This is a genomic window from Devosia sp. A16 (assembly GCF_001402915.1).
GTDB lineage: Bacteria > Pseudomonadota > Alphaproteobacteria > Rhizobiales > Devosiaceae > Devosia_A.
This window is the reverse complement of sequence record NZ_CP012945.1, coordinates 3,574,530-3,600,773: the sequence shown is the minus strand read 5'-3', so window position 1 is coordinate 3,600,773 and position 26,244 is coordinate 3,574,530. Positions and strand designations below refer to the sequence as shown.

Sequence of the window (26,244 nt, the reverse complement as noted above, 5' to 3'; positions counted from 1 at the left end):
GGTTCCGATATGATTGAGTAAGGCCCCCTCACCCGCCGCTGTGCGGCAACCTCTCCCCCAAAGGGAGAGGTGGTGTCGGGGCGAGATCGTGCCACGCGTCACCTCTCCCTTGGGGGAGAGGTCGGCCCGCAGGGCCGGGTGAGGGGGCCTTCTCCAGCTCACTTGGTCAGTTCCGCGTAGGCCGCCGCATCCATCAGCCCATCGAGCTCGCCGGCATCATCGAGCTGGAGCTTGAAAATCCAGCCGTCGGCTTCGGGCGACGAGTTGATGAGGCCGGGCTCGCCGGAGAGCGCTTCGTTGACCGCGGTGACGGTGCCGGAGACCGGGGAATAAATCTCGGACGCTGCCTTCACCGATTCGACCACTGCCGCTTCGTCGCCGGCCTTCAGCTTCTGGCCGACCTTGGGCAGCTCGACATAGACGATGTCGCCCAGTTGCTCCTGCGCATAGGGGGTGATGCCCACGGTGCCGTCGGCAGTGATGTATTCGTGGTCCTTGGTGAACTTGGTCATTTGCTGGCCTTCCGGACATAGCGATGGGGAACGAATGGGGTGGCGACGGCTTCCGCCGGCTGGGCCTTGCCGCGCACCAGCACCTGCAACCTGGTGCCCGGCGCGGCGTGATCGGGCGGCACGAAGCCGATGGCGATGGCCCGGCTCAGGGTGGGGGCAAAGCCGCCCGAAGTGACGACGCCGATCTCGGCGCCGTACTGATCGAGGATGGCGGCGCCTTCGCGGGCCGGTGCGCCTTCGACGGTCAAGCCGACGCGAACCCGCTCGAGCACTCCGCCCAACTCGGCGAGGATGCGCTGCGCGCCAGGAAAATCGGCGGCCTCGCGGCGGCGCCTGGAAATGGCGAAGTTGAGCCCGGCCTCGACCGGCGAAATGGTCTCGTCGAGGTCGTGGCCATAGAGCGGCAGCCCGGCCTCGAGCCGCAGGCTGTCGCGGGCGCCCAGCCCGATCGGCTTGACCCGGGCGTCGGCCAGCAGCGTGTCCCAGAAAGCGGCAGCATGCTCGGGATCGACGAGGATCTCGAAGCCGTCCTCGCCGGTATAGCCGGAGCGGGAGATCACCAGCTTGGTGTTGCGCCAGTCGAACGAGCCATAATGCATGAAGCCGAGCTCGGCCGCGGCGGGCACGATGGCGTCGATCACCGCCGCGGCTTCCGGCCCCTGCAGCGCCAGCAGCGCGCAGTGGTCGGAGCGGTTGAGGGTGGCGCGGCCCAGCGCAGCGGTGGCGATGCGCTGGAAGTCGGCTTCCTTGGTGCCGGCGTTGACGACGATGTAGAGCGCTCCACCCCAGCCCTCGGCCGCCGGGCGGGCGATCATCAGGTCGTCATAGGTGCCGCCCTGGTCGTTGAGCAGCAGGGTGTAGCGGATCTGTCCGGGTTTCAGCCCCCTGATGTCGCCGCAGATAAGCGGCTCGACCACCTCGGCGACGGCGGCGTGTTCGGCTTCCCCATCCCCCGATTTGTCGTCGAGCACCAGGAAGCTGGGGCCCATATGCGAGACATCGAACAGGCCCGCATGCTCGCGGGTCCACTTGTGCTCGGCGATGATGCCGGCCGAATACTGCACCGGCAACGAATAGCCGGAGAACGGCACCATGCGGCCGCCCAGCGCAATATGCTTGTCGTTGAGGACTACAGTCTTGAGGTCGTCTGCCGGTTCATCGGCCATCGGGACACCGGGGGGCTCGTTGCACGACAACGCGCGAGCGAACGCCCTCGCGTCGGTGCCCCCTCTGTCCGCTAACCTGAGAGATTTCCTGACCGCCTATGGGTCAGTTGCTCCTTCGGTGAGGCGAGATCGCCTGCTTTCCAGAGTTCAGTTCGGCAGCGGTCCGGGTGCCTGAGAGTTTCCGGGGCGGTTGCTCCTTCGGCGCCGGTTCAAGACCGGACTCTCCCGCTGCTGAAGAATGCTAAGCCGGGTTTGCACGGCGAAGTCAATCGGAGACTACCCTGACCCACAAGGCCGCCGCTCCTCCACCGGGTGATTGCTGCGAGAACGAGAACCTCTGATTGCAGTGCCCGCCGCACCCTCCAAAAACGGAGATCCCCGCTTTCGCGGGGATGACACCGAGTTTGATCGCCTTCAAAGGGAACTCAGATTCAGGTGACGACAGTCGTCGTCCGCCTATTTGCTGTCGAAGCCGACCCAGATGACGATCTGCTCGCCGCCGGTATAGGGAATGGCGACGTTCTCGACCACCTTGACGAACTCTTCGGACTGGTTCGGCGGGGTGATGGTGACCGGGATCTCGTAGCGCTCCGAGAACAATGGTACTTCGTCGCGTTCGACGGCGAAGCGCACCGGGACGTTGACGTTGGTCTGGTTGCCGGCCGGACCGAGCAGCAGGCGGCCGACAATGCCCATCTTCACGGTGATCAGGCCATTCGACACCACGCAGTTGCGCGACTGCTTCTCGATGACCGCCTGGTAGTTCAGCGAGCGAGGGTCGCCGACCTTGCCCTTGCCGTAATAGAAAAGCGCCTCGCCGCCATTGCGCACCTTGATCGGCGGGCATTCGGTGGCGATCGCCGGAAGCGCGTTGGTGCTGGCGGTGGCCAGTTCCTGCTGGGTCGGGTTGGCGGTCGCCATCGGCGACGGACCACTGGAGGCCGGCGCGAACATATTGCCCATCGAGCAGGCGGAAACAGCCAGCGCCAGTGCACCCAGCGAGGCGAATCTCAGGCCGCGCGTCGCCGCCAATTCAACAAAGCCCATGCGACTGCTCCTTACGCATCCACTCGCGACGCTTCGAGCGCCAGCAGCACGGCCGGCGCGCCACTGACGGTCACTCCTGCCACATCCTGCACAAAGAGGTCCTTAACGACGCCGTCCTGGATGATCATGGCGAACCGGGCGAAGCGTTTGCCCATGCCCGGTATCTGCTTGGACAGCCCGATCGCGTCGGCGAAATTGCCGTCGCCGTCGGCGATGAACTCGACCTTGCCGATCGCTTCGGAGCGTTCGGCCCAGGCTCTGGTCACGTGGTGATCGTTGACCGCGCCGCAGACCACCTTGTCGACGCCCAGCGCCTTGAACTTGCCGACATTGGCGACGAAGCCCGGCAGATGCGAGGTGTCGCAGGTGGGCGTAAAGGCGCCCGGAACCGCGAAGAACACCACCTTGCCGGCGCCGAGCACCGCATCGGACGTGGTATCGACTGTGTCGCCATTGCCCACGAGTTTGACCGGGACCGACGGAATCCGGTCCCCGCGCTGGATGGTCATCTCAGTGAAAGCTCCCATGATCGAACGTACACCCTCTGCCCGGGCGCGACGGACCTTAGATCAGTCGACCGCCCCCGTCGACCCGGCGGACGAAATCCGCCGTTCAACCGAGAACGGACCCATTTCGGTCATGAATGTGAGCCGGACGGGCATGCCCTCCACGCCGCGGCTACTTTCTCCCCCGAGCAGTGGCAGGAGCACTAGTTTTCCATCCGGGCTTTTTTGCGGCGCACCAAAGAGTTGCCCGGCTTCGCCGGTGTCGGCGATGAGCGAGAGCGGATCGAGTTCTGCATCATCGACCCGCACCGCCAGCGCCTTGGCCGCAGCATCGAAGCCGACCCAGGCGATGGGGTCGCGCGGGTCGTCCCACGGCATCGGCGTCAGCGCCAGCGCCTGGGCGATGCGTAGCCCCTGCGCCCGATCTGGTGCGGCAAAGCTCAGAGGGAGATCGAAACTCGCCGTCACCGGCACGCAGATCTCCGAGCACACCCCCATGACGACACCAAGCTTCAGCTCGACCGCAGCGCCATCGAGCTTCAGTTCCACCGGCAGCACGGTCGGCCCGCGATAGACATAGTCGACATAGCCCGACTTGGTTTCGATCAGCGGAAACGGCCACAGCGCTTCGTGGCCGGCGACGCCGCGCGAACCGGAAAAATCGAACACCGTGGGGATGCCGGTTTCGCCGGGGACCCGCCAGTAGGTGTTGGTGCTGAGCGGCATGTCGATCTCGAGCGCCACCATGGTGGTGTCACCCGGCTTCAACACATCGGAGGAGATCAGCCGCACCCGAGCGCCGGGCGCCACCTCCTGCCACGGCGTTTCGGCCGCGACAGCAGGGGTGAGAAGCATGGGGATAAGCAGAAGTGCCGGGATGCGCATGGGTTTCCGGATAGCCGAGCGCACCCCAAATAGAAAGGCGGATCAGGTCTTCGTGAAGCTAGGCAGAGTGGCCGGGCTGAGTCTAGACTGACCCGATCCGGCGCTGCCGGTGCCAGGAGTGTTTGATATGGACTCGCTCAGGGGCCAGTTTCTCGTCGCCATGCCGGAGATGGGCGATGACCGTTTCCGGGAAACCGTGATCTACCTGGTCGGCCATGGCGATGAAGGCGCGATGGGCCTGGTGATCAACCAGAGCCTGGAGGACATGAAGTTCGCCGACATCCTCGAAGAGCTGCAGTTGGGCGACAAGGACGAATTGATCCGGCTGCCCGACGACGTGCGCAACCGCAAGGTGCTGCGCGGCGGTCCGGTACAGAAGAGCCGCGGCTTCGTGCTCCACTCGTCGGATTACTTCCGGGTCGGCAATTCCTACGAGGTCACCGACGATATCTGCCTTACCGCGACGCTCGATATCCTCAAGGCCATCGCCTTCAAGAATTCGCCCAGCGACGCGTTGTTCGCACTCGGCTATTGCGGCTGGAGCCCGGGGCAACTCGAAACCGAGATCCAGGGCAATGGCTGGCTGACCGTGCCGTTCTCGAGGGAACTGCTGTTCGGGCTGCCGATCGAAAACCGCTACGACGCGGCGCTGGCGAGCCTCGGGATCACCCGGGCAACGCTGAGTGCAGCGGCGGGGCACGGGTGAGACGCGGCGGTACCGCAAGCTCGATACTCTTTTCCCCCTTGGCAGGGGAGACGGGGCCGGTGATCGGAGTGCGACCGCCCTACTTCCCGCTGAACTGGCTCTGCAGACGCTTGCCCAGTTCCTGCCCGCTCATCGCGGCGCCAAATGCGTAGCCCTGGGCGTATTGGCAGTTGAGCTGCTGCAGGCGCTCGATTTCCTCGATGGTCTCGACACCCTCGGCGATGACGCTGAGATCGAGCTCGGTGGCGAGCGTGATGATGGCGCGAATGATCGGCACCTGGGTGTGGCTCATGCCGGTGTCGTCACCCAGTTGCACGAAGGCGGCCGGGATTTTGATGGTGTCGAACGGGAAACGGTGCAGGTAGCTCAGCGAGCTGTGTCCCGTGCCGAAATCGTCCAGCGCCAGGCGCAGGCCGAGGGCGCGCAACGCGTTCAGCACATAGGCCGAGTGCTCGGGATTGCTCATCACCTGGCTCTCGGTGATCTCGAGCTTCAGGTGCCGCGCGATCTGACGATGGTCGGAGACCAGCGCGCGCATGTCGTTGAGCAGCGACTCGGTGGCCAGTTGCGCCGGCGAGAGGTTGACCGAGACGAAGAAATCCTCGGGCAGCGGCAGCGAGGCCGCCCACTCGCGAGCCTGGCCGGCCGCCTGCTCGAAGGCGACGCGACCGAGGCGCTCGATCAGCCCGGTGCGCTCGGCCAGCGGCACGAACTCCTCGGGTGCCACCACGCCACGCTGCGGATGATTCCAGCGCATCAGCGCTTCGCAGCCGGCAATGGTGCCGGAATGGATGTCCATGATCGGCTGGAACTGCACGGCGAGTTCGCCGTGACGCAGGCCGCGGTCGAGATCCTCTTCGCCGGCCTTGGAATAGGCGGCGATGGAGCGGGCCGAGGCGCGGAAGGCTTCGATACGGTCGCCGCCCAGCCGCTTGGCGTAATACATCGCGAGCTCGGCATCGCGCAGCACGTCGGGCGCGGCCACCGGGTTGCCGTCATAGATGGTGACGCCGATGGAGGCAGTGAGGCTCAGGTCGCGCTCGCCGAAATTGAACGGCGATTTCAGAGCCTTCCGGATCTGTTCGGCGGTTTCGGCGATCTTGCCGGCGGCCTGTTCGGAAGCAAGGATGACGCCGAACTGGTCGCCGCCGAGCCGGGCGACCGTATCGAGCGGCCGCATGACGCGGGCGACGCGGCGCGAGATCGCCAGCAGCACGGAATCGGCGGCGGAGTGCCCGACCCGCTCCTCGAGCTCGGTAAAGCGATCGATATCGATGAGGAAGACGGCCGGCTTGGTGCCGTTGGGCAGGCGGGCGCGGACCAGGGCGCGCTCCAGCCGGTCGAGAAACAGCTGCTTGTTGGGCAGGCCGGTGAGGCTGTCGTGCACCGCGTCATGCAACAGGCGCTCGCGGCTGGCGCGGTCCTCGTTCACATCCTGCAGGGTACCCACGATGCGGTTGACCTGGCCGTCGCCGCCGAGCACCGGTTTCACCCGCATGCGGAAAGTGCGGAAGCTGCCATCGTGGGCGGCAAGGCGGACATCGGCCGAGACCTTGCCGCGGCGGAGTTCGACAAGGGTGTCGAAGGCAGTGCGGAAGCGATCGCGATCCTCGGGATGGACGCGATCGAGCCAGCGCTTGATCGAGCCGCGCAACGCGCCGCGACGTTCGCCGAGCCGGGTGCCGAGCTCATCGGAGACGGCGACGCGGTCGCGCTCGATGTTCCAGTCATAGACGAAATCGCCCGAGCCGGTGAGCGCCAGGGCACGGCGCTCGACTTCGGAGAGCGTGCCGATCGACACCTGCCCTTCCGAGAAGGCGTGCTGCACCGAGGTGAAGCCGAGCAGCATGACGATCAGCACCAGGCCACCGGCGACGGCGGGCTGCGCCACGTCGTTGGAGACCTGCCCGGTCACCACCAGCCAGGCATAGAACAGCCAGGCGATGTAGATGATCCAGGTCGGCACCAGCAGGACGGCGCGGTCATAACCGCGCAGCGCCAGCAACAGGATCAGGAAGAAGCCGGTGAGGCCGAGCAAGGCCAGCACCAGCCGCGCCACGGTAGCGGCGATCGAGGGCTGGAAGAAGGCGAAGCCGAACAGCGCCAGGAACACCACGACGAGCGCCAGCGCCAGGTGGATGAAGCGCAGGTGCCAGCGATGGAGATTGAGGTAGATGAACAGGAAACCGAACAGGGTGGTGGCGATGCCGGCCTCGGCAGCGGCCCGGAACGGCTGCATGGCGCCGTTGGAGATGCCGAGCAAAGGCCCGAGCACGCCGAAATCGACCAGGAGGTAGATCAGCACCGCCCAGGAGAAGGCGGCGGTGGCCGGGAAGATGCCGCGTCCCTTCACCACGAACATGATGGTGAGGAACACCGCGGCAAGCGCCGCAACGCCGAGCACCACGCCGCGGAACAGGGTGAACGAGTTCACGTAGTCGCGGTAGGCGTCGGGCTTCCACAGGTAGAGTTCGGGCAGCGTGCCGTTCGACAGCTCGGCGACGAAGGTGACGGTCGCGCCGGGGTCGAGCACCACCTCGAACACGTCGGCCTCGCGGTCGGTGAGGCGGGTCGGACGCAGCCCGGCGCTGGGAGTCAGCACGTTGATGCGCTCGGCACCGAGGTCGGGACGGAACACGCCGGAACCGGGCAGACGGAAAAACGGGGCGACCAGCAGGCGTTCAAGCTGCACGTCGGAATCGTTGCGTAATGCGAACAGCGCCCAGTTGGGGTTTGTCCCGCCGACCGAGGCCAGCACTTCGATGCGGCGGATGATGCCGTCTTCGCCCGCCGCGGTGGACAACTGTACCTTGCCGGCGTCGCCGGGAACGATGTCGACCACGCCGGTGAGGTTCACGGCGTTGACGTTCTCGGGGGCGGTGATGACGTCGAAGGCGGCAACGGGAAGGGTCCCGACCAGCGCAAACGCAATCCACATCGCGAGGTAGAGGATGTGACGCATTAGCTGAAAAGTGGCCCTGCCGCGGTCATGGTTGGGGAACCTAGGTAACGGGGTTTCCCCCTGGGGACAAGCATTCACCGGTTTGCGCGCCTAATGGCCGCGTCGTAGCGCTCCCGGGTCAGGCCGAACAGCACGTGGTCGGCCCATCTGCCATCGATCTGAAGGTAGTGTTCGGCGTAGCCCTCTTCGGTGAATCCGTTTTTTTCAAGGACGCGGCGGCTGGCCTGGTTGTCGGGCAGGAAGGCCGCGTGAATTCTGTGCAAACCCAGGGTCTCGAAGCAGTAAGGGACCACAAGCCCCACCGCCTCGGTCATGTAGCCCTGCCCGGCGAACTTGTGCCCCATCCAGTAACCGAGATTGACGAACTGCGCGGCGCGACGCCGCACATTGGAGAGCGTGATGCCCCCCACCAGTTCCTCGTCGCGGCGGGTGAAGATGAAGAAGGCGTAGTCGGTGCCTGCCCTCGCCTCCTCGCGGCCGCGCCTGAGGCGCGCCGTGTAGACCCGCTGGCTGAGGTCCGAGTCGGTCCAGCGCGGCTCGTAGGGACGCAGAAAGTCGCGGCTGGCCCGACGCAGATCGCGCCAGGCGGTATAGTCGGTGGCGCGCGGCGCCCTGAGCAAGACGCGCTGTCCCGTCAGCACCGGGGTATCGTCACGCGCAAACCAGGTGAGCATCATGATGACGCCGCCACGCCCTCAGTTTTTCAGCTGTGCCGCGATATCGCGATAGTCGGGAAGTTTGGCGACCGGGCCGATGCCGGCGAGCGACACCTTGCCGGCATCGAATATCTGCCGGGCGATCTGCTTGACCCGATCGGCAGTGATGCGGTTGATCCGCTCCACCGTCTCCTGCAGGGGAATGGTGCGCCCCCACAGGATCTGCTGGCGGGCCAGTTGCCCGGCGCGCGATGACGGACTTTCGAGCGACATCAGCAGGCCGGCGCGGATCTGGTTGCGGACCCGGATCACCTCCTCGTCGGTGATCGTCTCGGTGGCCTTGCGCAGCTCGTCGAGGACCACCGGCAGCAGTTCGGCCACTTCGTCCTCGCCGGTGGAGGCGGCGACGCCGAAAATACCGCTATCGGCGAAGGCCCAGTGAAAGGCATAGACCGAGTAGCAGAGACCGCGTTTCTCGCGCACTTCCTGGAACAGCCGCGAACTCATGCCGCCGCCCAGTATCGATGCCAGGATCTGCACCGCATAGAAGCCGTCGGAATTGTAGGCGCGCCCTTCCATTCCCAATACGATATGGGCCTGTTCATGCTCGGAGACGAGCCGCTGCTCTCCGCCGACATAGGCGGCCTTGTCGGGCGGCGGCGCGCCGGTCGGTTTCAGGTCATGGAAGCGATTATTGGCGATGTCGACCAGCGCATCGTGGTCGACGTTGCCGGCTGCACACAGCACCATGTGGTCGCCCACATAGTTACGCTCCATATAGGCGCGGATCGACTCAGGACCAAAGCTGTTCACCGATTCGACAGTGCCAAGGATGGTGCGCCCGATCGCCTGATCGGGATAGGCGGCCTGCTGGAACAGGTCGAAGACGTGATCGTCGGGATTGTCGCGCGCCGCACCGATCTCCTGCACGATCACCTGCTGCTCGCGATCGAGCTCATGCTGCTCGAATTGCGAGTTCTGCAGGATGTCGGAGAGGATGTCGGCGGAAAGCGCCACATCCTCCTTGAGCACCCGGGCGAAGTAGCCGGTGTGCTCCACCGAAGTCGCGGCGTTGAGATCGCCGCCGACATTCTCGATGGTGGAGGCGATCTCGAGGGCATCGCGGGTGGTGGTGCCCTTGAAGGCCATATGCTCGAGCATATGCGAAATGCCGTGCTCGGCCTCGGTCTCGCTGCGTGACCCAGCCTTGACCCAGATGCCCAGCGACGCGCTTTCGAGATGCGGCATGTCGTCGGTGAGAACGGTCATGCCATTGGGAAGCGTCGTACTCCGGACCGTCACTTATGCTCCTCCGGCGCGGGAGCGCGCCGCAATGAACTGCTCGACCTCGGACTGATCGTTGTTCAGCACGGTCAGGCGTTCTTCTCGTTCATAAAGATCAGACAACCACGCCGGCAGAGCCGGTTCAATGCCCGCCGCAGCCTTGACCGCGGCGGGGAACTTGGCGGGATGCGCGGTGGCAAGCGTCACCACCGGGGCGGAGCCCCCGACCAGGGTGCGGGCCACCGCAACGCCTACCGCGGTATGCGGGTCGAGCAGGTAGGCGGAGCGGGCCTGCACCGCCTTGATGGTGGCGGCGGTCGCCGCCTCATCGGTGCGGCCGGCGACGAACTGCCGGCGGATCGCCGCCATGCCCCGATCGGGGATGGCAAAGCCGCCGGACTGCTTGAGGCCGCTCATCATCGACTTGACCGCATCCGCATCGCGGTCGACCGCCTCGAACAGCAGCCGTTCGAAGTTGGAGCTGACCTGGATGTCCATCGACGGACTGATGGTCGGGGTGACGCCGGTCACCTCGTAGCGCCCGGTCTCGAGCGTACGGGCGAGGATGTCGTTGGCGTTGGTTGCGATGGCCAGGGTGCGGATCGGCAGCCCCATGCGCGCGGCGCAGTAGCCGGCGAAAATGTCGCCGAAATTGCCGGTGGGAACGGTGAAGATCACCTCGCGCTGCGGCGCGCCGAGCGAAGCTGCCGCGGTGAAGTAGTAGACGATCTGCGCGACGATACGGCCCCAGTTGATCGAATTGACGCCACTGAGCTGGGTCCGGTCGCGGAAGCCGCGATTGTTGAACAGGCCCTTCACGATGTCCTGGCAATCGTCGAACGTGCCGCGCAGCGCGATGTTGTGGACGTTGGCGTCGAGCACCGTGGTCATCTGCCGGCGCTGCACCAGCGAGGTGCGCCCCTCCGGGTGGAGGATGAAGATGTCGGTGGTGTCACGGCCGCGGAAAGCCTCGATGGCGGCCGAGCCGGTATCGCCCGAGGTGGCGCCGACGATGGTGGCGCGGCTGCCGCGGCGGGCGAGGATATGATCCATCACCCGTGCGAGGAATTGCATCGCCACGTCCTTGAACGCCAGCGTAGGACCGTGGAACAACTCCAGCACGAAGTGGCCCGGCTCGAGTTCGACCAGCGGCGCCACGGAGGGATGCCGGAAGGTGGCATAGGCCTCGTCGATGATGCGCCTCAGCTCGGCATCGGGAATCTCACCGTCGACGAAACGGCGGATGATATCGAAAGCGACCTCGGCATAGGGCCGGTTGGCGTAGGCGGCAATCTCGGCGGAGGAGATCTGCGGCCAGTGTTCGGGGACGTAGAGGCCGCCATCGCTTGCCAGACCCGCGAGGACTGCATCGGAGAAGCCGGGCACGACCGCCCCGCCGCGCGTAGAAACGAACTGCATATAGGGAAAGCGCCCCGCCTTGTTCTCGCACGTGCCTGCTGCGCACGCGGTTTGGGATTGCCGGGCACCCTATTGAAACTGCGGCTGCGCCGCAAGTTTCATGGCTTGGTGAGCTTAGGCGCGCGTTGGCGCCGCGCCCAGAAGAACAACAGGAAGGGCACCAGCGTCGCGAAGCCGAACCAGGTGATGGCGTAGCCGAGATGGTTGTTGGGGAAGCTGACCACGGTTTCCCCACCTTGCGGCAAGGCGCCCTCCCCCAGGGCCGGCAGGTCGATATAGATCGGCGCCACCGGCTCCGCCACGGGACCAGCCATGGCGGCGAGCCGGGCGGTATTGCGCACCCACTCGATCCGCTTGGCGCTGTCGGGCGCCGGCGTGAAGCTGTTGATCGCTTCGGAGGCGCGAGCGATGCCCTCCAGGCTGACGAGGCCCGGCTCGACCGCGCCGCCGCTGGCGAAAGCCGCGGCGGACTCCTGCGGAACGAAGCCGCGATTGACGAACACGGTGCCGCCCGCCGCCAGTTCCAACGGGGTCATTACCCAGTAGCCCGGACCGGAATACTTGCCTCGCTGATCGGCGAGGCTGGTGAAGACGAGGATCGTGCCGGCAGGACGAAAGGTGCCGGCCACGGCGACCGGGCGATAGTTCCAGGCCTCGGCATCGAAGGCCGGCCACTCGTTGACCGGCGGCAGCTGCTCGGGGGCCAGCGTCATGCGCGAGGCGACGTTGGCAATCAGCCGCTCCTTTTCGCCGAGCCGCTCGACCTGCCAGATGCCGAGGGTCACGAACACCGCCATCAGCAGCAGCATGAAGCCGATGAAGGCCCAGAACGACCAGCGCGGGGCCCGGGTCGGCGGCAGCTGCTCAGCCATCGAGACGGCCTTCACCGGCGCGGTTGTGATACTGCAGCGCCACCATGGTGGCTTTCAGCGGGCGCAACAGCAGCAGCGACAGGATGACGGTGCTGGGCAGCCAGAGCAACAGGTGGACGAACGGCGGGGGATGGAACAACCCCTCCACCGCAGCGGCCGCCCCGATGATGACGAAGCCGACGATCAGGATGATGAAGACCGCGGGACCTTCGGTGGCGGCGGCAAAGCTCAGGTCCTCACCGCAGCTCTCGCAGCGCGACACCGGCTTCAGGAAGCCGCTGAACAGCGGGCCCTCACCACAGCGCGGACAGCGGCAGGCGAGGCCGGTGGCAAAGGGTGACGGCAGGCGTTCGGGGGGCGGTTCGGTCATGGTCAGTACAGCGTGACTTTCAGGCGTTCGGGCAGCGCGCGATCATACGCCTCGCCATCGATCCGGGCTTGGCTGGTCGCGGCCAGCATCTGGCCGGGGCTGGGAAGGCTCGAGCCGGCGACATGGCGGTCGGGATTCCACAGTTCCGAGCGCACCAGGGCGCGTGAACACTGGAAGAAAACGGTCTCGATGTGAATGACCAGCACGCTGTTCGGTGGCTTGCCGGCGACGGCGAGACGCTGCAGCAGCTCGGGAGCGACCGAAATCTCGGCGGTGCCATTGACACGCAGGGTTTCGCCGACGCCGGGAACGAGGAACAGCAGCGCGACGCGCGGATCGGCGATGACGTTGCGCAGGCTGTCGAGCCGGTTGTTGCCGCGCCGGTCGGCAAGCAGCAGCGTCCGGTCATCGAGGATTTCGACGAAGCCCGGTGCGTCGCCGCGCGGCGAAGCATCGAGGCCACCCGGACCCGAGGTGGCGAGGATGGCGAAGGGCGAGGCCTTGATCAGCGCCCCATAGTGCGGGTGGAGATAGGGCAGCTCCTTGAGCTGTGCGCCGAGGCTCACGTCGCCATAGAGCGCCTCGAGGCTCGCGACATCGCGGATGATGTGATCGGTCATCTCTATCCCCGGAAAAACAAGGGGCGCAGCTTTGCCGCGCCCCTCGAACTGTCTTCGTCCAGCCTCAGCTTAGTGGCTGAGGGTGACGCCCCAGCTGCCCCAGACATAGATGGAGGCGAACAGGAACAGCCACACCACGTCAACGAAGTGCCAGTACCAGGCGGCGAACTCGAAGCCGAGGTGATGTTCGGGGGTGAACTCGTCCTTCATGGCGCGGATCAGGCAGACGATCAGGAAGATCGTACCGATCAGCACGTGGAAGCCGTGGAAGCCCGTGGCCATGAAGAAGGTGGCGCCATAGAGGTTGCCGGTGAACTGGAAGCCGGCCTCGGAGTACTCGAGCGCCTGCACGCAGGTGAACAGCACGCCCAGCGCAATGGTGATGGCGAGGCCCCAGACGAGGCCGCGCTTGTCGCGATGCAGCAGCGCATGGTGTGCCCAGGTGACCGCGGTGCCCGAGGTCAAGAGGATCAGCGTGTTGAACAGCGGCAGGTGCCAGGGGCTGAACAGCTCGACGCCGGTGGGCGGCCAGGTCGGGCCCATGGCGGCGATACGGGCATACTGCTCGTGCGCTTCCTGGTTGAAGAAACCGTCGAAATAGGCCCAGAACCAGGCGACGAAGAACATCACTTCGGAGGCGATGAACAGGATCATGCCATAGCGGTGATGCATCATCACCACCGGGGTATGGTCGCCGGCCTTGCCTTCCTTGATGACGTCGCTCCACCACGCATACATGGTGTAGAGCACGCCGACGAAGCCGGCGAGCAGGATCCAGGGCGGCGCAATGTCGTGGAACCACAGCACGGCGCCGACCGCCATGACGAAGGCGGAGACCGAGCCGACGAAGGGCCAGGGGCTGGGGTTTACCAGGTGATAGTCGTGGTTGGGCTTGGCGTGCGCAGCCATGGTCAGCTTCCCTCGCTCTTAACGGCGTAGAATGTATAGGACAGGGTGATGTCCCGGATGGTGTCGAGATCGCGGTTCTCAGCGATATCGGGATCAACGAAGAAGACGATCGGCATCTCGACGGTCTCGCCGGGCTGCAGCGTCTGCTCGGTGAAGCAGAAGCATTCGATCTTGTTGAAATAGATGCCGGTCTGCTCGGGCGTGACGTTGAAGATCGCCTGCCCTGTCACCGGCTGGTCGGACGAATTGTGCGCGGTGAAAACCACGGTCTCGACATTGCCGATCTTGTCGGTGACGGGCTTGGCCGGCGTTACCGTCCACGGCAGCTTGCCCTCGACGTTGGAATCGAAGCGCACGGTCATCTCGCGGGCGATGGCGCCTTTGGGGTTTCCCGTCGAGACCTGGGTGGTGCCGCCGAAACCGGTGACCTGGCAGAACAGCTGGTAGAGCGGCACTGCGGCATAGGCGGCGCCGACCATCGCAGCCACCAGGAGCAGCAGCGTGATGGCGACGCGGCGATTGCGGGGCTGATGCGGAAGGGAAGCGTCGGTCATTTCAAAGCGGCCGATCCAGAACCGCCGGACCCATCTTCACGATGGTCAGGATGTAGACGATGAGGACGAAGGCGCCCAGCGCCAGACCCAAAGCAATCGAGCGACGGCGCCGGCGGGCCGCCACCTCGGCTTCTTCATCGCGCTTTACGGGTTCGACCATCAGAGCCATCCCAGCATTCCGGCTACGTGGTCGGTGATCAACGCCAGGAAGATCACGGAGAGATAGCTCAGTGAATAGGTGAACAGGGCGCGCCCGGCCTTCTTCATCGCCACCGTCTCGGTGGTACGGAAGAGCACCCAGGCGAACCACAGGAAACCGGCACCGGTGATGAGCGCGGCGGTGGTGTAGATCGGCCCCATGAAGCCGATCCAGCCCGGGACCAGCGTCGAGGCGACGAGCAGCACCGAATAGACGAGGATCTGGACCTTGGTGGCCTTCTCGCCGGCAACGTTGGGCAGCATCGGAATGTTGGCCGCGCCGTAGTCGGACTGCTTATAGAGCGCCAGCGCCCAGAAATGCGGCGGCGTCCACAGGAAGATGATGAGGAACAGCACGACGGATTCGAGGCTGATCGTGCCGGTGACGGCGGCCCAACCGACCATCGGTGGAAAAGCGCCGGCGGCGCCGCCGATGACGATGTTCTGCGGCGTCGAGCGCTTCAGCCACATCGTGTAGATCACCGCATAAAAGAAGATGGTGAAGGCCAACAAGCCCGCCGCCACCCAGTTGGTGGCGAGGCCGAGCAGGCAGACCGAGAAAACCGAGAGCACCAGCCCGAAGGCCAGCGCGTGGTCCCGCTCCATGCGGCCGCCCGGGATCGGCCGGTTGGCCGTGCGGCTCATCACCGCGTCGATATCGGCGTCGTACCACATGTTCAGCGCGCCCGAGGCCCCTGCCCCGATGGCGATGCAGAGAATGGCGACGGCGCCGACGAAGGGATTGATGCCGCCGGGGGCGAGCAGCAGCCCGACCAGGGCGGTGAAGACGACGAGCGACATGACCCGCGGCTTCAGCAGCGCGAGATAGTCCTCGACCCGCGCCTCGTGGGCGCGAACCGATATCTCATTGCTGTGGTGCACGTAGGCCAATGTCTCTCGCCTTGGTTGCCGCGGGACCCGAAGGCCCCGCGCACAGTTTCGGGTCAGTGCTTGGTGTCGGCGCCGATACGCGGCAGCGTTTCGAACTGGTGGAACGGCGGCGGGCTGGACAGCGTCCACTCGAGCGTGGTCGCACCGTCACCCCACGGGTTCGCCGGGGCCGGACGCTTCTTACGGGCAGCCTCGAACAGGATGTAGAGGAACAGCACGAGACCGGCGAAGGTGATGTAGTAGCCGATCGAGGAGACGCGGTTCCACAGCGCGAAAGCATCCGGATAGTCGATGTAACGACGCGGCATGCCGGCGAGGCCGAGGAAGTGCTGCGGGAAGAAGATCACGTTCACGCCGACGAAGGTGATCCAGAAATGGATGTTGGCCAGCGTCTCGTTGTACATGATCCCGAACATCTTCGGGTACCAGTAGTACCAGGCGGCGAAGATGGCGAACACCGCACCCAGCGACAGCACGTAGTGGAAATGGGCCACCACGTAATACGTGTCGTGCAGCGCGCGGTCGGCGCCCGCATTGGCGAGGATCACACCCGTGACACCGCCGACGGTGAACAGGAAAATGAAGCCGATCGCCCAGAGCATGGGGGTGCGGAAGGTGATCGAGCCGCCCCACATGGTGGCGATCCAGCTGAAGATCTTCACACCTGTGGGCACCGCGATGACCATGGTGGCAGCCACGAAGTAGCGCTGCACGTCGAGCGACATGCCGACCGTATACATGTGGTGAGCCCACACGATGAAGCCGACGCCGCCGATGGCGATCATGGCGTAGACCATCGCGAGGTAGCCGAATACGGGCTTGCGCGAGAAGGTCGACACGATGTGGCTGATGATGCCGAAGCCCGGCAGGATCAGGATGTACACCTCGGGGTGACCGAAGAACCAGAACAGGTGCTGGAACAGGATCGGGTCGCCGCCGCCTTCAGGAGCAAAGAAGGTAGTGCCGAAATTGCGGTCGGTCAGCAGCATGGTGATCGCGCCGGCGAGCACCGGGAGCGACAGCAGCAGCAGGAACGCGGTGACCAGCACCGACCACGGGAACAGCGGCATGCGGTGGAGCGTCATGCCCGGCGCGCGCATGTTGAAGATGGTGGTGATGAAGTTGACCGCGCCAAGGATCGACGACGCGCCGGCGATGTGGAGCGACAGGATGGCGAAATCCATCGCCGGCCCCGGTTGTCCGGATGTCGATAGTGGCGGGTAGATGGTCCAGCCGCCACCGACGCCGTGCGCACCCGCCGGTCCCTCGAAGAACAGCGACAGGATGAGCAGCAGGAAGGCCGGGGGGAGCAGCCAGAACGAGATGTTGTTCATGCGCGGGAAGGCCATGTCCGGCGCGCCGATCATCAGCGGCACGAACCAGTTGCCGAACCCGCCGATCATCGCCGGCATCACCATGAAAAAGATCATGATGAGCGCGTGCGCGGTGGTGAACACGTTGAACATGTGCTTGCCGGCGTCGAGCGCAGCATCGCCCTCGGCGCCGTAGACCATGGCCGCGAGGCCGTGGAAAATCTGGATGCCCGGTTCCTGCAGCTCGAGGCGCATGGCACCGGACAGAAGGCCACCGATCACCCCCGCGCAGATCGCGAAGATGAGGTACATCGTGCCGATGTCCTTGTGATTGGTGGAGTAGACGTAGCGCCGCCAGCCGGTCGGATGGCCATGATCATGCGCCGCGGCGTGGCCGTGGCTGTCATGGGCTTCCAAAGCGTGAGTATCGGCCATAGTGAGCGATCCCTTTATCGAATTCTCGCTGCGCCGGGTCGAGGACCCGCGCACGGGTCCTTAGCTGAGTGCAGGCAGGGTGGCGTTGGCGTCGTCGACGGTACCCGCCTCGAACGCCGCCATCCAGGCCGCGAATTCTTCCTTGGTGACGACACGCACGGCGATCGGCATGAAGGCGTGATCCTTACCGCACAGCTCCGAGCACTGACCATAGTAGATGCCGGTCTTGCGGGCATTGAACCAGGTCTCGTTGAGCTTGCCGGGAACCGCGTCGATCTTGATGCCGAACGAAGGCACGGCGAAGGCATGGATGACGCCCGAGGGATCGGCGGTCACCTGCACGCGCACCGTGGTATCGACCGGCACGACCAGCTGATAGTCGACGGCAAGCAGGCGCGGCTGCACCGGCACCTGAGCGAGGCGGGCGTCTTCGGAGAGGATCGAGGACGAGATCGACTTGCCCTGGTCGACATATTCATAGTCCCAGTACCACTGCTGGCCAGTCGCCTTGACCGTCAGCTCGGCGGCCGGAACCTCGACGTCGCCGAACGAGAAGATGTTCGAGCCGAGATATTTGCGCTGCCCGTCGGGGATGGTCAGCTGGTCGGTGAGCACCGCGAAGGACGGGATGGCGATGATCACGAGGATCAGGATCGGCACCACCGTCCAGACGATCTCGACCAGCGTATTATGCGTGGTCGTCGAAGGCTTGGGATTGGCCTTGGCGTTGAAGCGCACGATCACGACGATCAGCAGCACCAGCACCAAGAGGGCGATGAGCACGGCGGTCCACAAAAGCGGACCATCGTGGAAAGCGTGGATGGAATCCATGATCGGGGTCACGGAGGGCTGCAGCCCGATCTGACCCGGCACCGGATGGCCTTGCTCCTGCGCAGCTGCCACCATCGGTGCGAACGCAAGGGCTGCGGCTCCCAGCGAGCCAATCGAACTCAGTAGTTTGCCGGTCACCTAAAAACCCCCTTGAGATCCCGTCTGGTCCGGTATTCTAGCGCGGGTTGAGGTGGGCAAATGCGGCATAGCGAAACGCCGCCCCGACTCAACCTCGGAGCGCTTGAAACTTGGAATGTGTCTAAACCACATCGGCCGACCCAAGGCAATTCATGCCTCTCGTCGTACCGTGCGTCAAAACGCACCTCGGGGTGGAATTGCGGGACTTGACCGGTACGCCTCACGCTCGCCTTGATTGGCAGGCGTTTATCCGCCGCGTCCCACAGGCCGGCTTGTTGACAGCGGTGCGGGGTCAGCCGACTAAGAAGCAAGGCCCGCCGAAACGCGGGATTCGTTATGTCACATATAGAGAGAGCGGATCGGTGCAGCCAATCCTCGGGCTTGTGGTTCGGACAGTTGCGGTTATCGGCGCGGTGGCGGCAATCGCCGCGGGGCTGATGTCCCCCGCCCTGGCGCAGGGCGTCGTCAAGGCCCAGTACGGCGACTGGCAGATGAGTTGCGATACGCCGCCGGGCGCCAGCTTCGAGCAGTGCGCGCTGATCCAGAACGTCTCGGCCGAAGACCAGCCCAATGTCGGGCTGTCGGTGATCGTGCTGAAGACCGCCGACAAGCAGGCCCGCCTGCTGCGGGTGCTGGCGCCGCTCGGCGTGCTGCTGCCCAACGGGCTGGGGCTGAATATCGACGGCGCCAATATCGGTCGGGTGGCGTTCGTGCGCTGCCTGCCGAACGGATGCGTGGCTGAAGTGGTGCTCGACGACGAGCTGATCGGCAAGCTGACGACGGGCAAGAGCGCCATCTTCTTCGTGTTCAAGACGCCGGAGGAAGGCATCGGCATTCCGGTGTCGCTCAACGGTTTCGGCGACGGATTCGCACAACTGCCCTAGGAAAGCGCTGCGATGGCCCCGGCTCGGCAGATGCGCCTCAATGAGGCCCACGTGGCCCGCATGGCGCTGCTGGTCACCCCGGACGGTCCGCTGCCCCCGGCCGAGACCGCGACCGACGACGACTTCAAGCAGTTCACCCAGGAGATTCTCGCCGGCAGCGACGGGTCGGACCAGGTCTGGGTGTTCGCCTATGGCTCACTGATCTGGAAACCGGCCTCGGACTTCGTCGAAATTCGCACCGGGCTGCTGCGGGGCTGGCATCGCGCCTTCTGCCTGGGCTGGAACACCTGGTTCCGTGGCTCGGAAACCAATCCCGGACTGATGCTGGCGCTTGACCGCGGCGGTTCGTGCAAGGGCGCGCTGTACCGGCTGCCGCCGGGTGCGGCAGCGGAGAACATCGAAAAGCTCTGTCGGCGCGAGATGGGTCGCAAGCCCTCGCCGTTTCCGCCGCGCTGGGTGACGGTGGCCACGGAACAGGGACCGGTGCGGGCCTTCACCTTCTGCATCGATCGCAACAGCGGACGCTATGTCTCGGGGTTGAGCGAGGCCGAGATCGCCGACGTGCTGGCGAAGGCGGTTGGCTCGCGCGGCTCGATGGTCGAGTATCTGTTCAACACCGTGAGCCACCTCGAACAGCTCGGCATCCACGACCCGCATCTGTGGCGGTTGCAGGAACTGGTGGCGGAGCGGCTGGACTCGTCGGATGGGGCCTCCTGACCTATTCATCCAGGTGAGCCCCTCACTCCTCCCCTCAGGGGAGAAGGGGCGCGAAGCGCCGGATGAGGGGTGAAGCGGCGCAACGAGCGCTCGCTGAGAAGCTGAACCCCTCACCCTAGCTTCGCTACGGACCTGACGGTCCTAGCTGCACTACCCTCTCCCCTCAGGGGAGAGGGGCCGCAGGTCCGACTCGACTGCGTCAACACCGTGTCCCATCAAACAAAAAAGCCGGACCCGAAGGCCCGGCAGTTCATCAGGAAACAGAGCCGGCGGGTGAGCCGGCCCGAAGATGGCACAACTGGGGTTGAGCCAAGGGTGAGGTTCAACTCAGGGGTTGAGCCAATTCCGGGAGCTTTCGGCGCGCCGCTGCGACAGCTTGTAGCCCGGCCGCTGGCTGGGGCTGTCGAGCGCCTCGAACAGGTCCTGGCGATTGATGCCGAGATCCTCGAGGCGAGCGGTGTCATAGTCGAGAAGCGACTCGAAGGCGACGCGGCGCGCCCGTGCAGCACGGGCTTTGGCGAACCAGTTCACCAGAGCGCGCAACGGGTTGGGCGACGCGGCAGCCATCGACGGCCGCTCGCTCGAAAGCAAGTGGACCATGGTCGTTCTCCATTTTCAACTTTGCCTGGGCAGGGAGTGCCGGGGCGGGGCAAGCGATCGACAGGCGCCGGTAGCGACCCTCGGGATCGCCGCTGGCGACCCGTGGGATCACCGATGAGGCCTGATATGAGCGCTTGCCTTGCATTCGTCCAACAAATAGATTTCATCCCGATCATCAAATTTCGTGATGGAGAAACGGGATGAGTACGCCCCTCGATCTCGACCAGTTGCAGAGCTTCTGCGCCATCGCCGACTGTGGCAGTTTCACCGAGGCGGCGCGCCGGGTGAACAAGACGCAATCGGCCGTGTCGATGCAGATCAAGCGGTTGGAAGAGCGGCTCGGCCAGGCGCTGCTCAGCCGCGACGGCCGCACGGTGGCGCTCACCGAGTATGGCGACGCGCTCTATGCGCGGGCGCGCCGCATGCTGAGGATCAATGCCGAGATCATGGACGTATTCTCGGATGGGGACCTGAAAGGCTCGATCCGCTTCGGCGTGCCTGACGACTACGCCGTGCGCCTGTTGCCGGTGATCCTTTCGAGCTTCCAGCGCACCCACCCCAAGATCGTGGTCGATGTGCGGTGCCAGCCGTCCGAAGAACTGCTCGAGGGGATGAAGAAGGGCCGGTACGACCTGATCGTCTTCACCCAGGGCACCAACCACGAATATGGCGAGATGTTCCGCACCGAACGGATGTTCTGGGTCGCCTCGCATGGCGGGCAGGCGCTCGCCACCGAGCCGCTGCCGATCGCGGGCGGGCTCCACTGCTGCTGGAAGGAGAACGCCGTCGAGGTGCTCAACCGGATCGGTCGCGACTATCGCATCGCCTACACCTCGTCCAATGCCATGGCGATCGCCAGCGCCGTGCTGACCGATCTCGCCGTCGGCTTCCTGCCCGAGAGCGCGCTGCAGCCGGGCATGCGCGTGATCGCCGAGGACAAGGACCTGCCGCGGCTGCGTGACGCCGAGATCGCCCTCATGCGGGCCAGCCATGCCTATGGCGGCATCTATGATGCGCTGGCCAGCCACATCGTCGCCAGCATGGGCAACCTCGACGGCAAGGACAGCCTGCCGATGGCGGCGGAATAAGGCGGGGAGAGACTCGATCCCCTCGCGGAGGGACAAAGAGGAGATTGGGTCATGCCTGCCTCACCCTCGGCTGTCACCCCTGCGAGAGCAGCGACCCAACTCGCCGCCCGCGCCAGCTGATGGTTGGGTCCCAGCTTTCATGAGGTTCGTGGGGATCACCAGCCCTTGCGCTCCAGCAACCCGCTCAGCTCCGCCTGCAACCTCGTCCGGTTCGCCTCCACCGCCCGCTCGAAGGCGCGGGCCTGGATCAGCCGTGCGGCCGGGGTGGTGGCGCGGGGATCGAGGTGCTCGCGCAGCGCTTCGGCCATCTCGGTCTGGAGGAACGTGCCGATCTCGAGGAACTGCATGATTGCGGCGAGCTGATCCGGGGTGAAGCGCGCCAGCAGCATCGACCCGGTCTTCTCATAGTGGCCGAAGATGCGGCGGGTGATGGCCTTCATGTCGTCGGTCAGCTCGATCCAGATCTTGCGCCGGTCGAGCGTGTCGCGGGTGCGCACCACGTAGCCGGCGGCTTCCAGCCGGTCGATCACCGCAGTCACCGCGCCGGTGGTGAGGCCGCTGTCATTGGCGAGCTGGCCGGCACTCACCCTGCCCCGCCGATCGATCAGATCGATGCAGCGGCCATCGGTGCGATTGATGCCGAGGAACTGCGTCAGCGTCTCGTCGAACAGGTCGTTGGCGGCCTGGCTGGCCCGTGTCGCTTCCTTGAACCGCTGGCCGAAGCCTTCTGTTGCCGTTTCTCTTGACTCGTTGATATCTTGATCCATAAGATAATTATACGATGAGATATCGGGGAAAGCAAGATTCCCCGATGTCGCATGCGACCGACGGGCGTCGAGCAACTCAAATCAAGCCGGCCGACCGCCGAACCCGCATGAAGACCACGCAACCCCAAGACTCGCAAAATGACGGCCGGGAGCCGGCATATGAAACCGCAAGCACACCCATTCCAGCCGATCCGGCGGCTGCCGGCCGCACCGATCGGCTTGGCGAACAATGACAACGAGGCGGAAGTGACCAACACCATCATCGAGGCCCGGGGCCTCAAGCGAAGCTTCAAGGCGAAAGGGGCCAAGGGCAAGACGATCGACGCGGTGCGCGGCATCGACTTGAGCGTACGCGAGGGCGAGATCGTGGGCTTCCTGGGACCGAACGGCGCCGGCAAGACGACGACGCTCAAGATGCTTTGCACCCTGCTGACACCGACCGACGGCTCGGCGACAGTGGCGGGCGCGGACCTCAGAAGCGACCCGGTCGAGGTGCGGCGGCGCATCGGCTATGTCAGCCAGGCGGGCTCGACCTCGCCGGAGGCCAAGGTGGGCGAGGAGATCGTCAGCCATGCGCGGCTCTATGGCATCGACAAGCAGGTGGCGATCCAGCGCGGCAAGGAACTGCTCGCGGCGCTCGACCTCGCCGACATCTGGGACCGCGCCTGCGGCTCATTGTCGGGCGGGCAGCGGCGGCGGCTCGATATCGTAATGGGGCTGATCCACCAGCCGCGGCTGGTGTTCCTCGACGAGCCCTCGACCGGGCTCGACCCCCAGAGCCGGGCGAACCTGTGGAATCACATCAGGAAGCTCCGCGACGAGCTGGGCACTACGGTGTTTCTCACCACGCACTACATGGATGAGGCCGACTCCCTTTCCGACCGCATCCTGATCATCGACCACGGCACAATCGTCGCCGAGGGTACGCCGGCCGAGCTGAAGAAGCGCGTGTCGGGCGACACCATCACGCTGACGCTGAGGACCGAGGCAGATGCGGCGCGTTCAGCCACGATTGCAGCGCGACTGGCGGGGGCGGATGCGCCGGTCACGGAGGCGAACGTGGTGCGCTTCCACGTGCCGGATGGGGCGACCGCGCTGCCGGTGCTGCTCGGCGACCTCACCAAGGCAGGAATCGATGCCATCGGCGTCGATGTGAACCGCCCTACCCTCGACGATGTGTTCCTGACACTGACCGGCCGGTCGCTCAGAGACTAAGGAGACGACTATGTCGTTCATTCGCGATACATGGATTATCTTCCGCCGCTCGATGGTGCTGTCGCTCAGGCAGCCGCTATGGGTGGTGATCGGGCTGTTGCAGCCGATCCTCTATCTCACGCTGTTCGGGCCGCTGCTGCAGACAATTGCCGCGACCTCCGGCTTCCAGGGTGACGCCTGGCAGGTGTTCGTGCCGGGGCTGCTGGTGCAACTCGGCATCTTCGGCGGGCTATTCGTCGGCTTCGGCATCATCGCCGAATGGCGTTCCGGCGTCATCGACCGGCAACTGGTGTCGCCGGCGGCGCGCACGGCAATCATTGCCGGGCGGACGCTGCGCGATGTGGTGGTGATCACGGTGCAGGCGATCGTCCTGGTCAGCGCCGCGTTCTTCATGGGGCTGCGGGTGCCAGTGGGGGCGCTGCTGATCGGGCTGGTGCTGGTGGCGCTGCTCGGCGCGGCGTTCTCGTTCATCTCGAACGCCATCGGCATCGCGACCAAGAGCGAGGATGCGCTGGCGCCGATGGTCAACACCTTGGCGCTGCCGATCCTGTTGCTCTCGGGCATCCTGTTGCCGATGACGCTGGCGCCGGCCTGGCTGCAGATGGTGGCCAATTTCAACCCGTTCAAACACATCGTCGAGGCGCTGCGCGCCGTGTTTCTCGGGCAGTTCGGCGAACCGATCGTCTGGATCGGGCTGCTGCTGGCGGTGGTTCTGGTGGTGATCGGCGCCTGGGTCGGCAGCCGGGTGCTGGCGGCGCAGACGAAGTAGCTATGCCGGTTCCACCTCGCCCGGCCGGCTTCCGAAGGCGCGGAAGCTGCGCCGTGCGAGCGGCAGGAGCGTTGCGGCGACGTAGGCGAGGCCGGTCAGCCACAGCGTGGGCGGGAGACCGACCAAAGCGATGAGGCCACCACCGACAAGGCCGCCGAAGGGGATCAGGGCCCAGGCGAGCGCCCCGACCAGAGCGCTGGCGCGGCCGATCATCGCGGGAGGAATGCGCTCCATAATGACGGCGTTGACGATCGGATTGATGAAACCGGCGGCGAAGCCGCCAAGCGCCAGCGTGACGAACACCGCCAGCAATGGTGCATCGATGGCGAACACCGCGAAGCGCGGCAGGCCGGCAAGCAGGAACGCCACGATGTAGACCGTCAGCCGCGGCAGGCGCTCGCCGGTTGCCGTAGCGATGGCGGCCCCGCCGATGGAGGCTGCGGACATCACGGCAAACAGCAGGCCGAGCAGCGCCGCATCAAAGCCGGCCTGCTGGGTCCATACCGGCAGCAACACGGCGGACCAGGCGGCATCGAGCAGATTGGTGGCGGTAATCATCACCACGATGCCGACCAGCAGCGCATCACGACGGATGAAATCAAACCCTTCGCGCAGCTCGGCGAAATAGGAGCCGCGGCTCTCGGCCGGCTCGCGGCCGAAGGCCGGAATGCCGGTGGCAACCACCACCGCCGCGAGAGCAAAGGTCGCGGCGTTCAACGCCAGGGCGAGACCGGGGCCGATCAGGGCGATCAGGCCACCGGCAGCAGCGGCGCCGACAGTGGATGCAAGGCGCTCGATGACCCCGGCGACGCCGGTGACACGCTCCAGCGGCACGTCTGCCAGTTTCGCGATGGCGGGGACCATCGAAATCTTGGCGGCATCCGACGGCCCCCGCAGAATTCCCATGGCGACGACGATGGGGAGCAGCAGCTCGAGACCCAGCCAGCCCAGCAGCGCCAGCAGTGGAACGAGGCCGACCACCACAACCGAGGCGGCGTCGCAGCCAATGGCCACCCGCTTGGGACCGATGCGGTCGATCAGCGGCCCGGACAGCGCCTTGGCGACGACATAGGGCAGCACCTCGGCCATGGCGACGACGCCGGTCAGCACCGGACTGCCGGTGGTGGTCAGCACCAGCCACGGGATGGCGATGGTGGACAGCCGCGTGCCGGAGATCGAGAGGGTCTCGGCAAGAGCGAAGGCGAGGAACGGGCGGCGGTTCATTTGTCGCCCCCCTGCCCTGCCACCAGTCGCCCGGGATAGGGGAAGGCGTGCAGCATGACGGTGTAGGGGGCGGCGCCGGGCGGCAGCTCGCCGCGGGGATCGGGCGCTTCGCGCATCGCCTGCCAGAGCAGTTCGAGCAGCTTGTTCTTCAAGGCGTTGGCCTGTTCGGCGGTCAGCGCCATGGTGAAATCGCTGATCTGCGTGGTGGCCTGCCACTCGGACGGCAGCTGGACGAACTCGTCCTGTGCGCGCTGCATCAGGTTCACCTGCTCGGTAAGCGCAGCCTGGGCAAATGCGACGCTCGAATCGAACTGCTCCTCAGTGCCGCCCGGCTCGAAGAACGACGTCGACTCGTGCCTGGCCTGCCACCAGCGATCGCGCCGCGAGGGCTGGTCGGGGACTTCCTCGATGAAGCCGTGCTGGGCCAGCTGGCGCAAGTGGTAGCTGGTCGCGCCGGAGTTGAGCCCGAGGCGCTCGGCGAGTCGGGTAGCGTTCGCCGGGCCATCGATGCGCAGCATGCCGAGCATGCGCAGGCGCACCGGATGCGTCAGGGCCTTGAGGGCGGTCGCATCGGGGACGATACGGGTGATCTCGCGGGTCGGGGCTTTCATGCCCGGAGCTTATGATTGCAAAGAACTGTTTGCAAATGATTCTTTGCGATCTAGACATCGAGCGTGGGGGCACCCCCATCCTTGATCCTCCCACA

28 protein-coding genes and 2 riboswitches are annotated in these 26,244 nt (G+C 65.4%); of the genes, 6 read left to right on the top strand and 22 right to left on the bottom strand.

The annotated features are described in order from the left end of the window. Positions 1 to 158 precede the first annotated feature (158 nt). From gcvH to APS40_RS17300, 5 genes are all read right to left on the bottom strand, one after another. Positions 159 to 512: a glycine cleavage system protein GcvH gene (gene gcvH / locus APS40_RS17320; RefSeq protein ID WP_055048243.1), complete on the bottom strand. Its 354-nt coding sequence runs from the start codon at positions 510 to 512 to the stop codon at positions 159 to 161. Continuing rightward, a complete protein-coding gene (gene gcvT, locus APS40_RS17315; protein ID WP_055048242.1) occupies positions 509 to 1,678 on the bottom strand; it encodes a glycine cleavage system aminomethyltransferase GcvT in 1,170 nt (389 codons plus the stop codon). Before gcvT ends, gcvH begins: the two co-directional genes overlap by 4 nt. 62 nt (positions 1,679 to 1,740) lie before the next feature. Next, a riboswitch (glycine riboswitch) is annotated at positions 1,741 to 1,824 on the bottom strand. 3 nt (positions 1,825 to 1,827) lie between these two features. Beyond that, positions 1,828 to 1,916, bottom strand: a riboswitch (glycine riboswitch). Positions 1,917 to 2,134: 218 nt separating this feature from the next. Continuing rightward, a complete protein-coding gene (locus APS40_RS17310) occupies positions 2,135 to 2,725 on the bottom strand; it encodes a hypothetical protein (RefSeq protein ID WP_055048241.1) in 591 nt (196 codons plus the stop codon). Between the two features lie 11 nt (positions 2,726 to 2,736). Next, on the bottom strand, positions 2,737 to 3,234 hold the full coding sequence (locus tag APS40_RS17305; RefSeq protein WP_055048240.1) for a peroxiredoxin family protein: 498 nt from the start codon (positions 3,232 to 3,234) through the stop codon (positions 2,737 to 2,739). A gap of 60 nt (positions 3,235 to 3,294) precedes the next feature. Next, positions 3,295 to 4,086: a protein-disulfide reductase DsbD domain-containing protein gene (locus APS40_RS17300; RefSeq protein ID WP_197279350.1), complete on the bottom strand. Its 792-nt coding sequence runs from the start codon at positions 4,084 to 4,086 to the stop codon at positions 3,295 to 3,297. 157 nt (positions 4,087 to 4,243) lie between these two features. On the opposite strand from APS40_RS17300, the gene APS40_RS17295 reads away from it, so the two are divergent. Continuing rightward, the gene (locus APS40_RS17295) at positions 4,244 to 4,822 is read left to right on the top strand and encodes a YqgE/AlgH family protein (RefSeq protein ID WP_055048238.1); all 579 of its coding nucleotides are present in this window, start codon (positions 4,244 to 4,246) and stop codon (positions 4,820 to 4,822) included. A 79-nt stretch (positions 4,823 to 4,901) separates the two neighbouring features. On the opposite strand, the gene APS40_RS17290 is transcribed toward APS40_RS17295, so the two are convergent. The 13 genes from APS40_RS17290 to coxB form a co-directional block, all read right to left on the bottom strand. After that, a complete protein-coding gene (locus tag APS40_RS17290; protein WP_055048237.1) occupies positions 4,902 to 7,784 on the bottom strand; it encodes an EAL domain-containing protein in 2,883 nt (960 codons plus the stop codon). Positions 7,785 to 7,858: 74 nt separating this feature from the next. Continuing rightward, positions 7,859 to 8,461: a GNAT family N-acetyltransferase gene (locus tag APS40_RS17285; RefSeq protein WP_055048236.1), complete on the bottom strand. Its 603-nt coding sequence runs from the start codon at positions 8,459 to 8,461 to the stop codon at positions 7,859 to 7,861. An 18-nt stretch (positions 8,462 to 8,479) separates the two neighbouring features. Continuing rightward, a complete protein-coding gene (locus APS40_RS17280) occupies positions 8,480 to 9,742 on the bottom strand; it encodes a M16 family metallopeptidase (RefSeq protein WP_082434482.1) in 1,263 nt (420 codons plus the stop codon). Further along, positions 9,743 to 11,143: a threonine synthase gene (gene thrC / locus APS40_RS17275; RefSeq protein ID WP_055048234.1), complete on the bottom strand. Its 1,401-nt coding sequence runs from the start codon at positions 11,141 to 11,143 to the stop codon at positions 9,743 to 9,745. 98 nt (positions 11,144 to 11,241) lie between these two features. Continuing rightward, positions 11,242 to 12,015, bottom strand: a complete 774-nt coding sequence (locus APS40_RS17270) for an SURF1 family protein (protein WP_055048233.1) — start codon at positions 12,013 to 12,015, stop codon at positions 11,242 to 11,244. Beyond that, positions 12,008 to 12,385 (bottom strand): DUF983 domain-containing protein, encoded by a 378-nt coding sequence (locus APS40_RS17265; RefSeq protein WP_055048232.1) that lies wholly within the window; start codon positions 12,383 to 12,385, stop codon positions 12,008 to 12,010. Before APS40_RS17265 ends, APS40_RS17270 begins: the two co-directional genes overlap by 8 nt. Positions 12,386 to 12,387: 2 nt before the next feature. Further along, on the bottom strand, positions 12,388 to 13,005 hold the full coding sequence (locus APS40_RS17260) for a pyridoxamine 5'-phosphate oxidase family protein (RefSeq protein WP_055048231.1): 618 nt from the start codon (positions 13,003 to 13,005) through the stop codon (positions 12,388 to 12,390). A gap of 69 nt (positions 13,006 to 13,074) precedes the next feature. Continuing rightward, entirely contained in the window at positions 13,075 to 13,914 is an 840-nt protein-coding gene (locus tag APS40_RS17255; RefSeq protein WP_055048230.1) for a cytochrome c oxidase subunit 3, read from the bottom strand. A gap of 2 nt (positions 13,915 to 13,916) precedes the next feature. Then, positions 13,917 to 14,468 carry a cytochrome c oxidase assembly protein gene (locus APS40_RS17250; RefSeq protein ID WP_055048229.1) on the bottom strand — a complete coding sequence of 184 codons (552 nt, stop codon included), beginning with the start codon at positions 14,466 to 14,468 and terminating at the stop codon, positions 13,917 to 13,919. Position 14,469: 1 nt separating this feature from the next. After that, on the bottom strand, positions 14,470 to 14,628 hold the full coding sequence (locus APS40_RS25205; RefSeq protein ID WP_197279539.1) for a hypothetical protein: 159 nt from the start codon (positions 14,626 to 14,628) through the stop codon (positions 14,470 to 14,472). Further along, positions 14,628 to 15,557 (bottom strand): heme o synthase, encoded by a 930-nt coding sequence (locus tag APS40_RS17245; protein ID WP_055048228.1) that lies wholly within the window; start codon positions 15,555 to 15,557, stop codon positions 14,628 to 14,630. The genes APS40_RS25205 and APS40_RS17245 overlap by 1 nt, the downstream gene beginning before the upstream one ends. A 53-nt stretch (positions 15,558 to 15,610) precedes the next feature. After that, complete coding sequence (gene ctaD, locus APS40_RS17240; protein WP_055048227.1) at positions 15,611 to 17,305, bottom strand: cytochrome c oxidase subunit I; 1,695 nt, start codon at positions 17,303 to 17,305, stop codon at positions 15,611 to 15,613. 60 nt (positions 17,306 to 17,365) lie between these two features. Next, positions 17,366 to 18,211, bottom strand: a complete 846-nt coding sequence (coxB, locus tag APS40_RS17235; protein ID WP_082434481.1) for a cytochrome c oxidase subunit II — start codon at positions 18,209 to 18,211, stop codon at positions 17,366 to 17,368. Between the two features lie 500 nt (positions 18,212 to 18,711). On the opposite strand from coxB, the gene APS40_RS25380 reads away from it, so the two are divergent. Together APS40_RS25380 and APS40_RS17225 are read left to right on the top strand one after the other, a co-directional pair. Continuing rightward, complete coding sequence (locus APS40_RS25380) at positions 18,712 to 19,158, top strand: invasion associated locus B family protein (RefSeq protein WP_236884288.1); 447 nt, start codon at positions 18,712 to 18,714, stop codon at positions 19,156 to 19,158. 12 nt (positions 19,159 to 19,170) lie between these two features. Beyond that, positions 19,171 to 19,875, top strand: a complete 705-nt coding sequence (locus tag APS40_RS17225; protein WP_055048225.1) for a gamma-glutamylcyclotransferase — start codon at positions 19,171 to 19,173, stop codon at positions 19,873 to 19,875. A 327-nt stretch (positions 19,876 to 20,202) separates the two neighbouring features. On the opposite strand, the gene APS40_RS17220 is transcribed toward APS40_RS17225, so the two are convergent. Continuing rightward, the gene (locus APS40_RS17220; protein ID WP_055048224.1) at positions 20,203 to 20,475 is read right to left on the bottom strand and encodes a hypothetical protein; all 273 of its coding nucleotides are present in this window, start codon (positions 20,473 to 20,475) and stop codon (positions 20,203 to 20,205) included. 200 nt (positions 20,476 to 20,675) lie between these two features. Here APS40_RS17220 and APS40_RS17215 point away from each other — a divergent pair, with 200 nt between their 5' ends. Then, on the top strand, positions 20,676 to 21,563 hold the full coding sequence (locus APS40_RS17215; protein ID WP_055048223.1) for a LysR family transcriptional regulator: 888 nt from the start codon (positions 20,676 to 20,678) through the stop codon (positions 21,561 to 21,563). 155 nt (positions 21,564 to 21,718) lie between these two features. Here the strand turns inward: APS40_RS17215 and APS40_RS17210 are convergent, their stop codons facing one another. Continuing rightward, on the bottom strand, positions 21,719 to 22,330 hold the full coding sequence (locus APS40_RS17210; RefSeq protein WP_055048222.1) for a MarR family winged helix-turn-helix transcriptional regulator: 612 nt from the start codon (positions 22,328 to 22,330) through the stop codon (positions 21,719 to 21,721). A gap of 159 nt (positions 22,331 to 22,489) precedes the next feature. Between APS40_RS17210 and APS40_RS17205 the strand changes: the two genes are divergently transcribed. Both APS40_RS17205 and APS40_RS17200 read left to right on the top strand, forming a co-directional pair. Continuing rightward, positions 22,490 to 23,545, top strand: coding sequence for an ATP-binding cassette domain-containing protein (locus APS40_RS17205; protein WP_197279349.1), 1,056 nt, complete (start codon positions 22,490 to 22,492; stop codon positions 23,543 to 23,545). A gap of 10 nt (positions 23,546 to 23,555) precedes the next feature. Next, positions 23,556 to 24,314, top strand: coding sequence for an ABC transporter permease (locus APS40_RS17200; RefSeq protein WP_055048221.1), 759 nt, complete (start codon positions 23,556 to 23,558; stop codon positions 24,312 to 24,314). Here APS40_RS17200 and APS40_RS17195 read toward each other — a convergent pair whose 3' ends face one another. Both APS40_RS17195 and APS40_RS17190 read right to left on the bottom strand, forming a co-directional pair. Beyond that, entirely contained in the window at positions 24,315 to 25,538 is a 1,224-nt protein-coding gene (locus APS40_RS17195; protein ID WP_055048220.1) for an MFS transporter, read from the bottom strand. After that, entirely contained in the window at positions 25,535 to 26,149 is a 615-nt protein-coding gene (locus APS40_RS17190; RefSeq protein WP_055048219.1) for a winged helix-turn-helix domain-containing protein, read from the bottom strand. Before APS40_RS17190 ends, APS40_RS17195 begins: the two co-directional genes overlap by 4 nt. Positions 26,150 to 26,244 lie beyond the last annotated feature (95 nt).

Coding starts and splice junctions, on each gene's coding strand:
- gcvH (WP_055048243.1), bottom strand. CDS start 512: ATGACCAAGTTCACCAAGGACCACGAATACATCACTGCCGACGGCACC.
- gcvT (WP_055048242.1), bottom strand. CDS start 1,678: ATGGCCGATGAACCGGCAGACGACCTCAAGACTGTAGTCCTCAACGAC.
- APS40_RS17310 (WP_055048241.1), bottom strand. CDS start 2,725: ATGGGCTTTGTTGAATTGGCGGCGACGCGCGGCCTGAGATTCGCCTCG.
- APS40_RS17305 (WP_055048240.1), bottom strand. CDS start 3,234: ATGACCATCCAGCGCGGGGACCGGATTCCGTCGGTCCCGGTCAAACTC.
- APS40_RS17300 (WP_197279350.1), bottom strand. CDS start 4,086: ATGCTTCTCACCCCTGCTGTCGCGGCCGAAACGCCGTGGCAGGAGGTG.
- APS40_RS17295 (WP_055048238.1), top strand. CDS start 4,244: ATGGACTCGCTCAGGGGCCAGTTTCTCGTCGCCATGCCGGAGATGGGC.
- APS40_RS17290 (WP_055048237.1), bottom strand. CDS start 7,784: ATGCGTCACATCCTCTACCTCGCGATGTGGATTGCGTTTGCGCTGGTC.
- APS40_RS17285 (WP_055048236.1), bottom strand. CDS start 8,461: ATGATGCTCACCTGGTTTGCGCGTGACGATACCCCGGTGCTGACGGGA.
- thrC (WP_055048234.1), bottom strand. CDS start 11,143: ATGCAGTTCGTTTCTACGCGCGGCGGGGCGGTCGTGCCCGGCTTCTCC.
- APS40_RS17270 (WP_055048233.1), bottom strand. CDS start 12,015: ATGGCTGAGCAGCTGCCGCCGACCCGGGCCCCGCGCTGGTCGTTCTGG.
- APS40_RS17265 (WP_055048232.1), bottom strand. CDS start 12,385: ATGACCGAACCGCCCCCCGAACGCCTGCCGTCACCCTTTGCCACCGGC.
- APS40_RS17260 (WP_055048231.1), bottom strand. CDS start 13,005: ATGACCGATCACATCATCCGCGATGTCGCGAGCCTCGAGGCGCTCTAT.
- APS40_RS17255 (WP_055048230.1), bottom strand. CDS start 13,914: ATGGCTGCGCACGCCAAGCCCAACCACGACTATCACCTGGTAAACCCC.
- APS40_RS17250 (WP_055048229.1), bottom strand. CDS start 14,468: ATGACCGACGCTTCCCTTCCGCATCAGCCCCGCAATCGCCGCGTCGCC.
- APS40_RS25205 (WP_197279539.1), bottom strand. CDS start 14,628: ATGGTCGAACCCGTAAAGCGCGATGAAGAAGCCGAGGTGGCGGCCCGC.
- ctaD (WP_055048227.1), bottom strand. CDS start 17,305: ATGGCCGATACTCACGCTTTGGAAGCCCATGACAGCCACGGCCACGCC.
- coxB (WP_082434481.1), bottom strand. CDS start 18,211: ATGGTGGCAGCTGCGCAGGAGCAAGGCCATCCGGTGCCGGGTCAGATC.
- APS40_RS25380 (WP_236884288.1), top strand. CDS start 18,712: ATGTCCCCCGCCCTGGCGCAGGGCGTCGTCAAGGCCCAGTACGGCGAC.
- APS40_RS17225 (WP_055048225.1), top strand. CDS start 19,171: ATGGCCCCGGCTCGGCAGATGCGCCTCAATGAGGCCCACGTGGCCCGC.
- APS40_RS17220 (WP_055048224.1), bottom strand. CDS start 20,475: ATGGTCCACTTGCTTTCGAGCGAGCGGCCGTCGATGGCTGCCGCGTCG.
- APS40_RS17215 (WP_055048223.1), top strand. CDS start 20,676: ATGAGTACGCCCCTCGATCTCGACCAGTTGCAGAGCTTCTGCGCCATC.
- APS40_RS17210 (WP_055048222.1), bottom strand. CDS start 22,330: ATGGATCAAGATATCAACGAGTCAAGAGAAACGGCAACAGAAGGCTTC.
- APS40_RS17205 (WP_197279349.1), top strand. CDS start 22,490: ATGAAACCGCAAGCACACCCATTCCAGCCGATCCGGCGGCTGCCGGCC.
- APS40_RS17200 (WP_055048221.1), top strand. CDS start 23,556: ATGTCGTTCATTCGCGATACATGGATTATCTTCCGCCGCTCGATGGTG.
- APS40_RS17195 (WP_055048220.1), bottom strand. CDS start 25,538: ATGAACCGCCGCCCGTTCCTCGCCTTCGCTCTTGCCGAGACCCTCTCG.
- APS40_RS17190 (WP_055048219.1), bottom strand. CDS start 26,149: ATGAAAGCCCCGACCCGCGAGATCACCCGTATCGTCCCCGATGCGACC.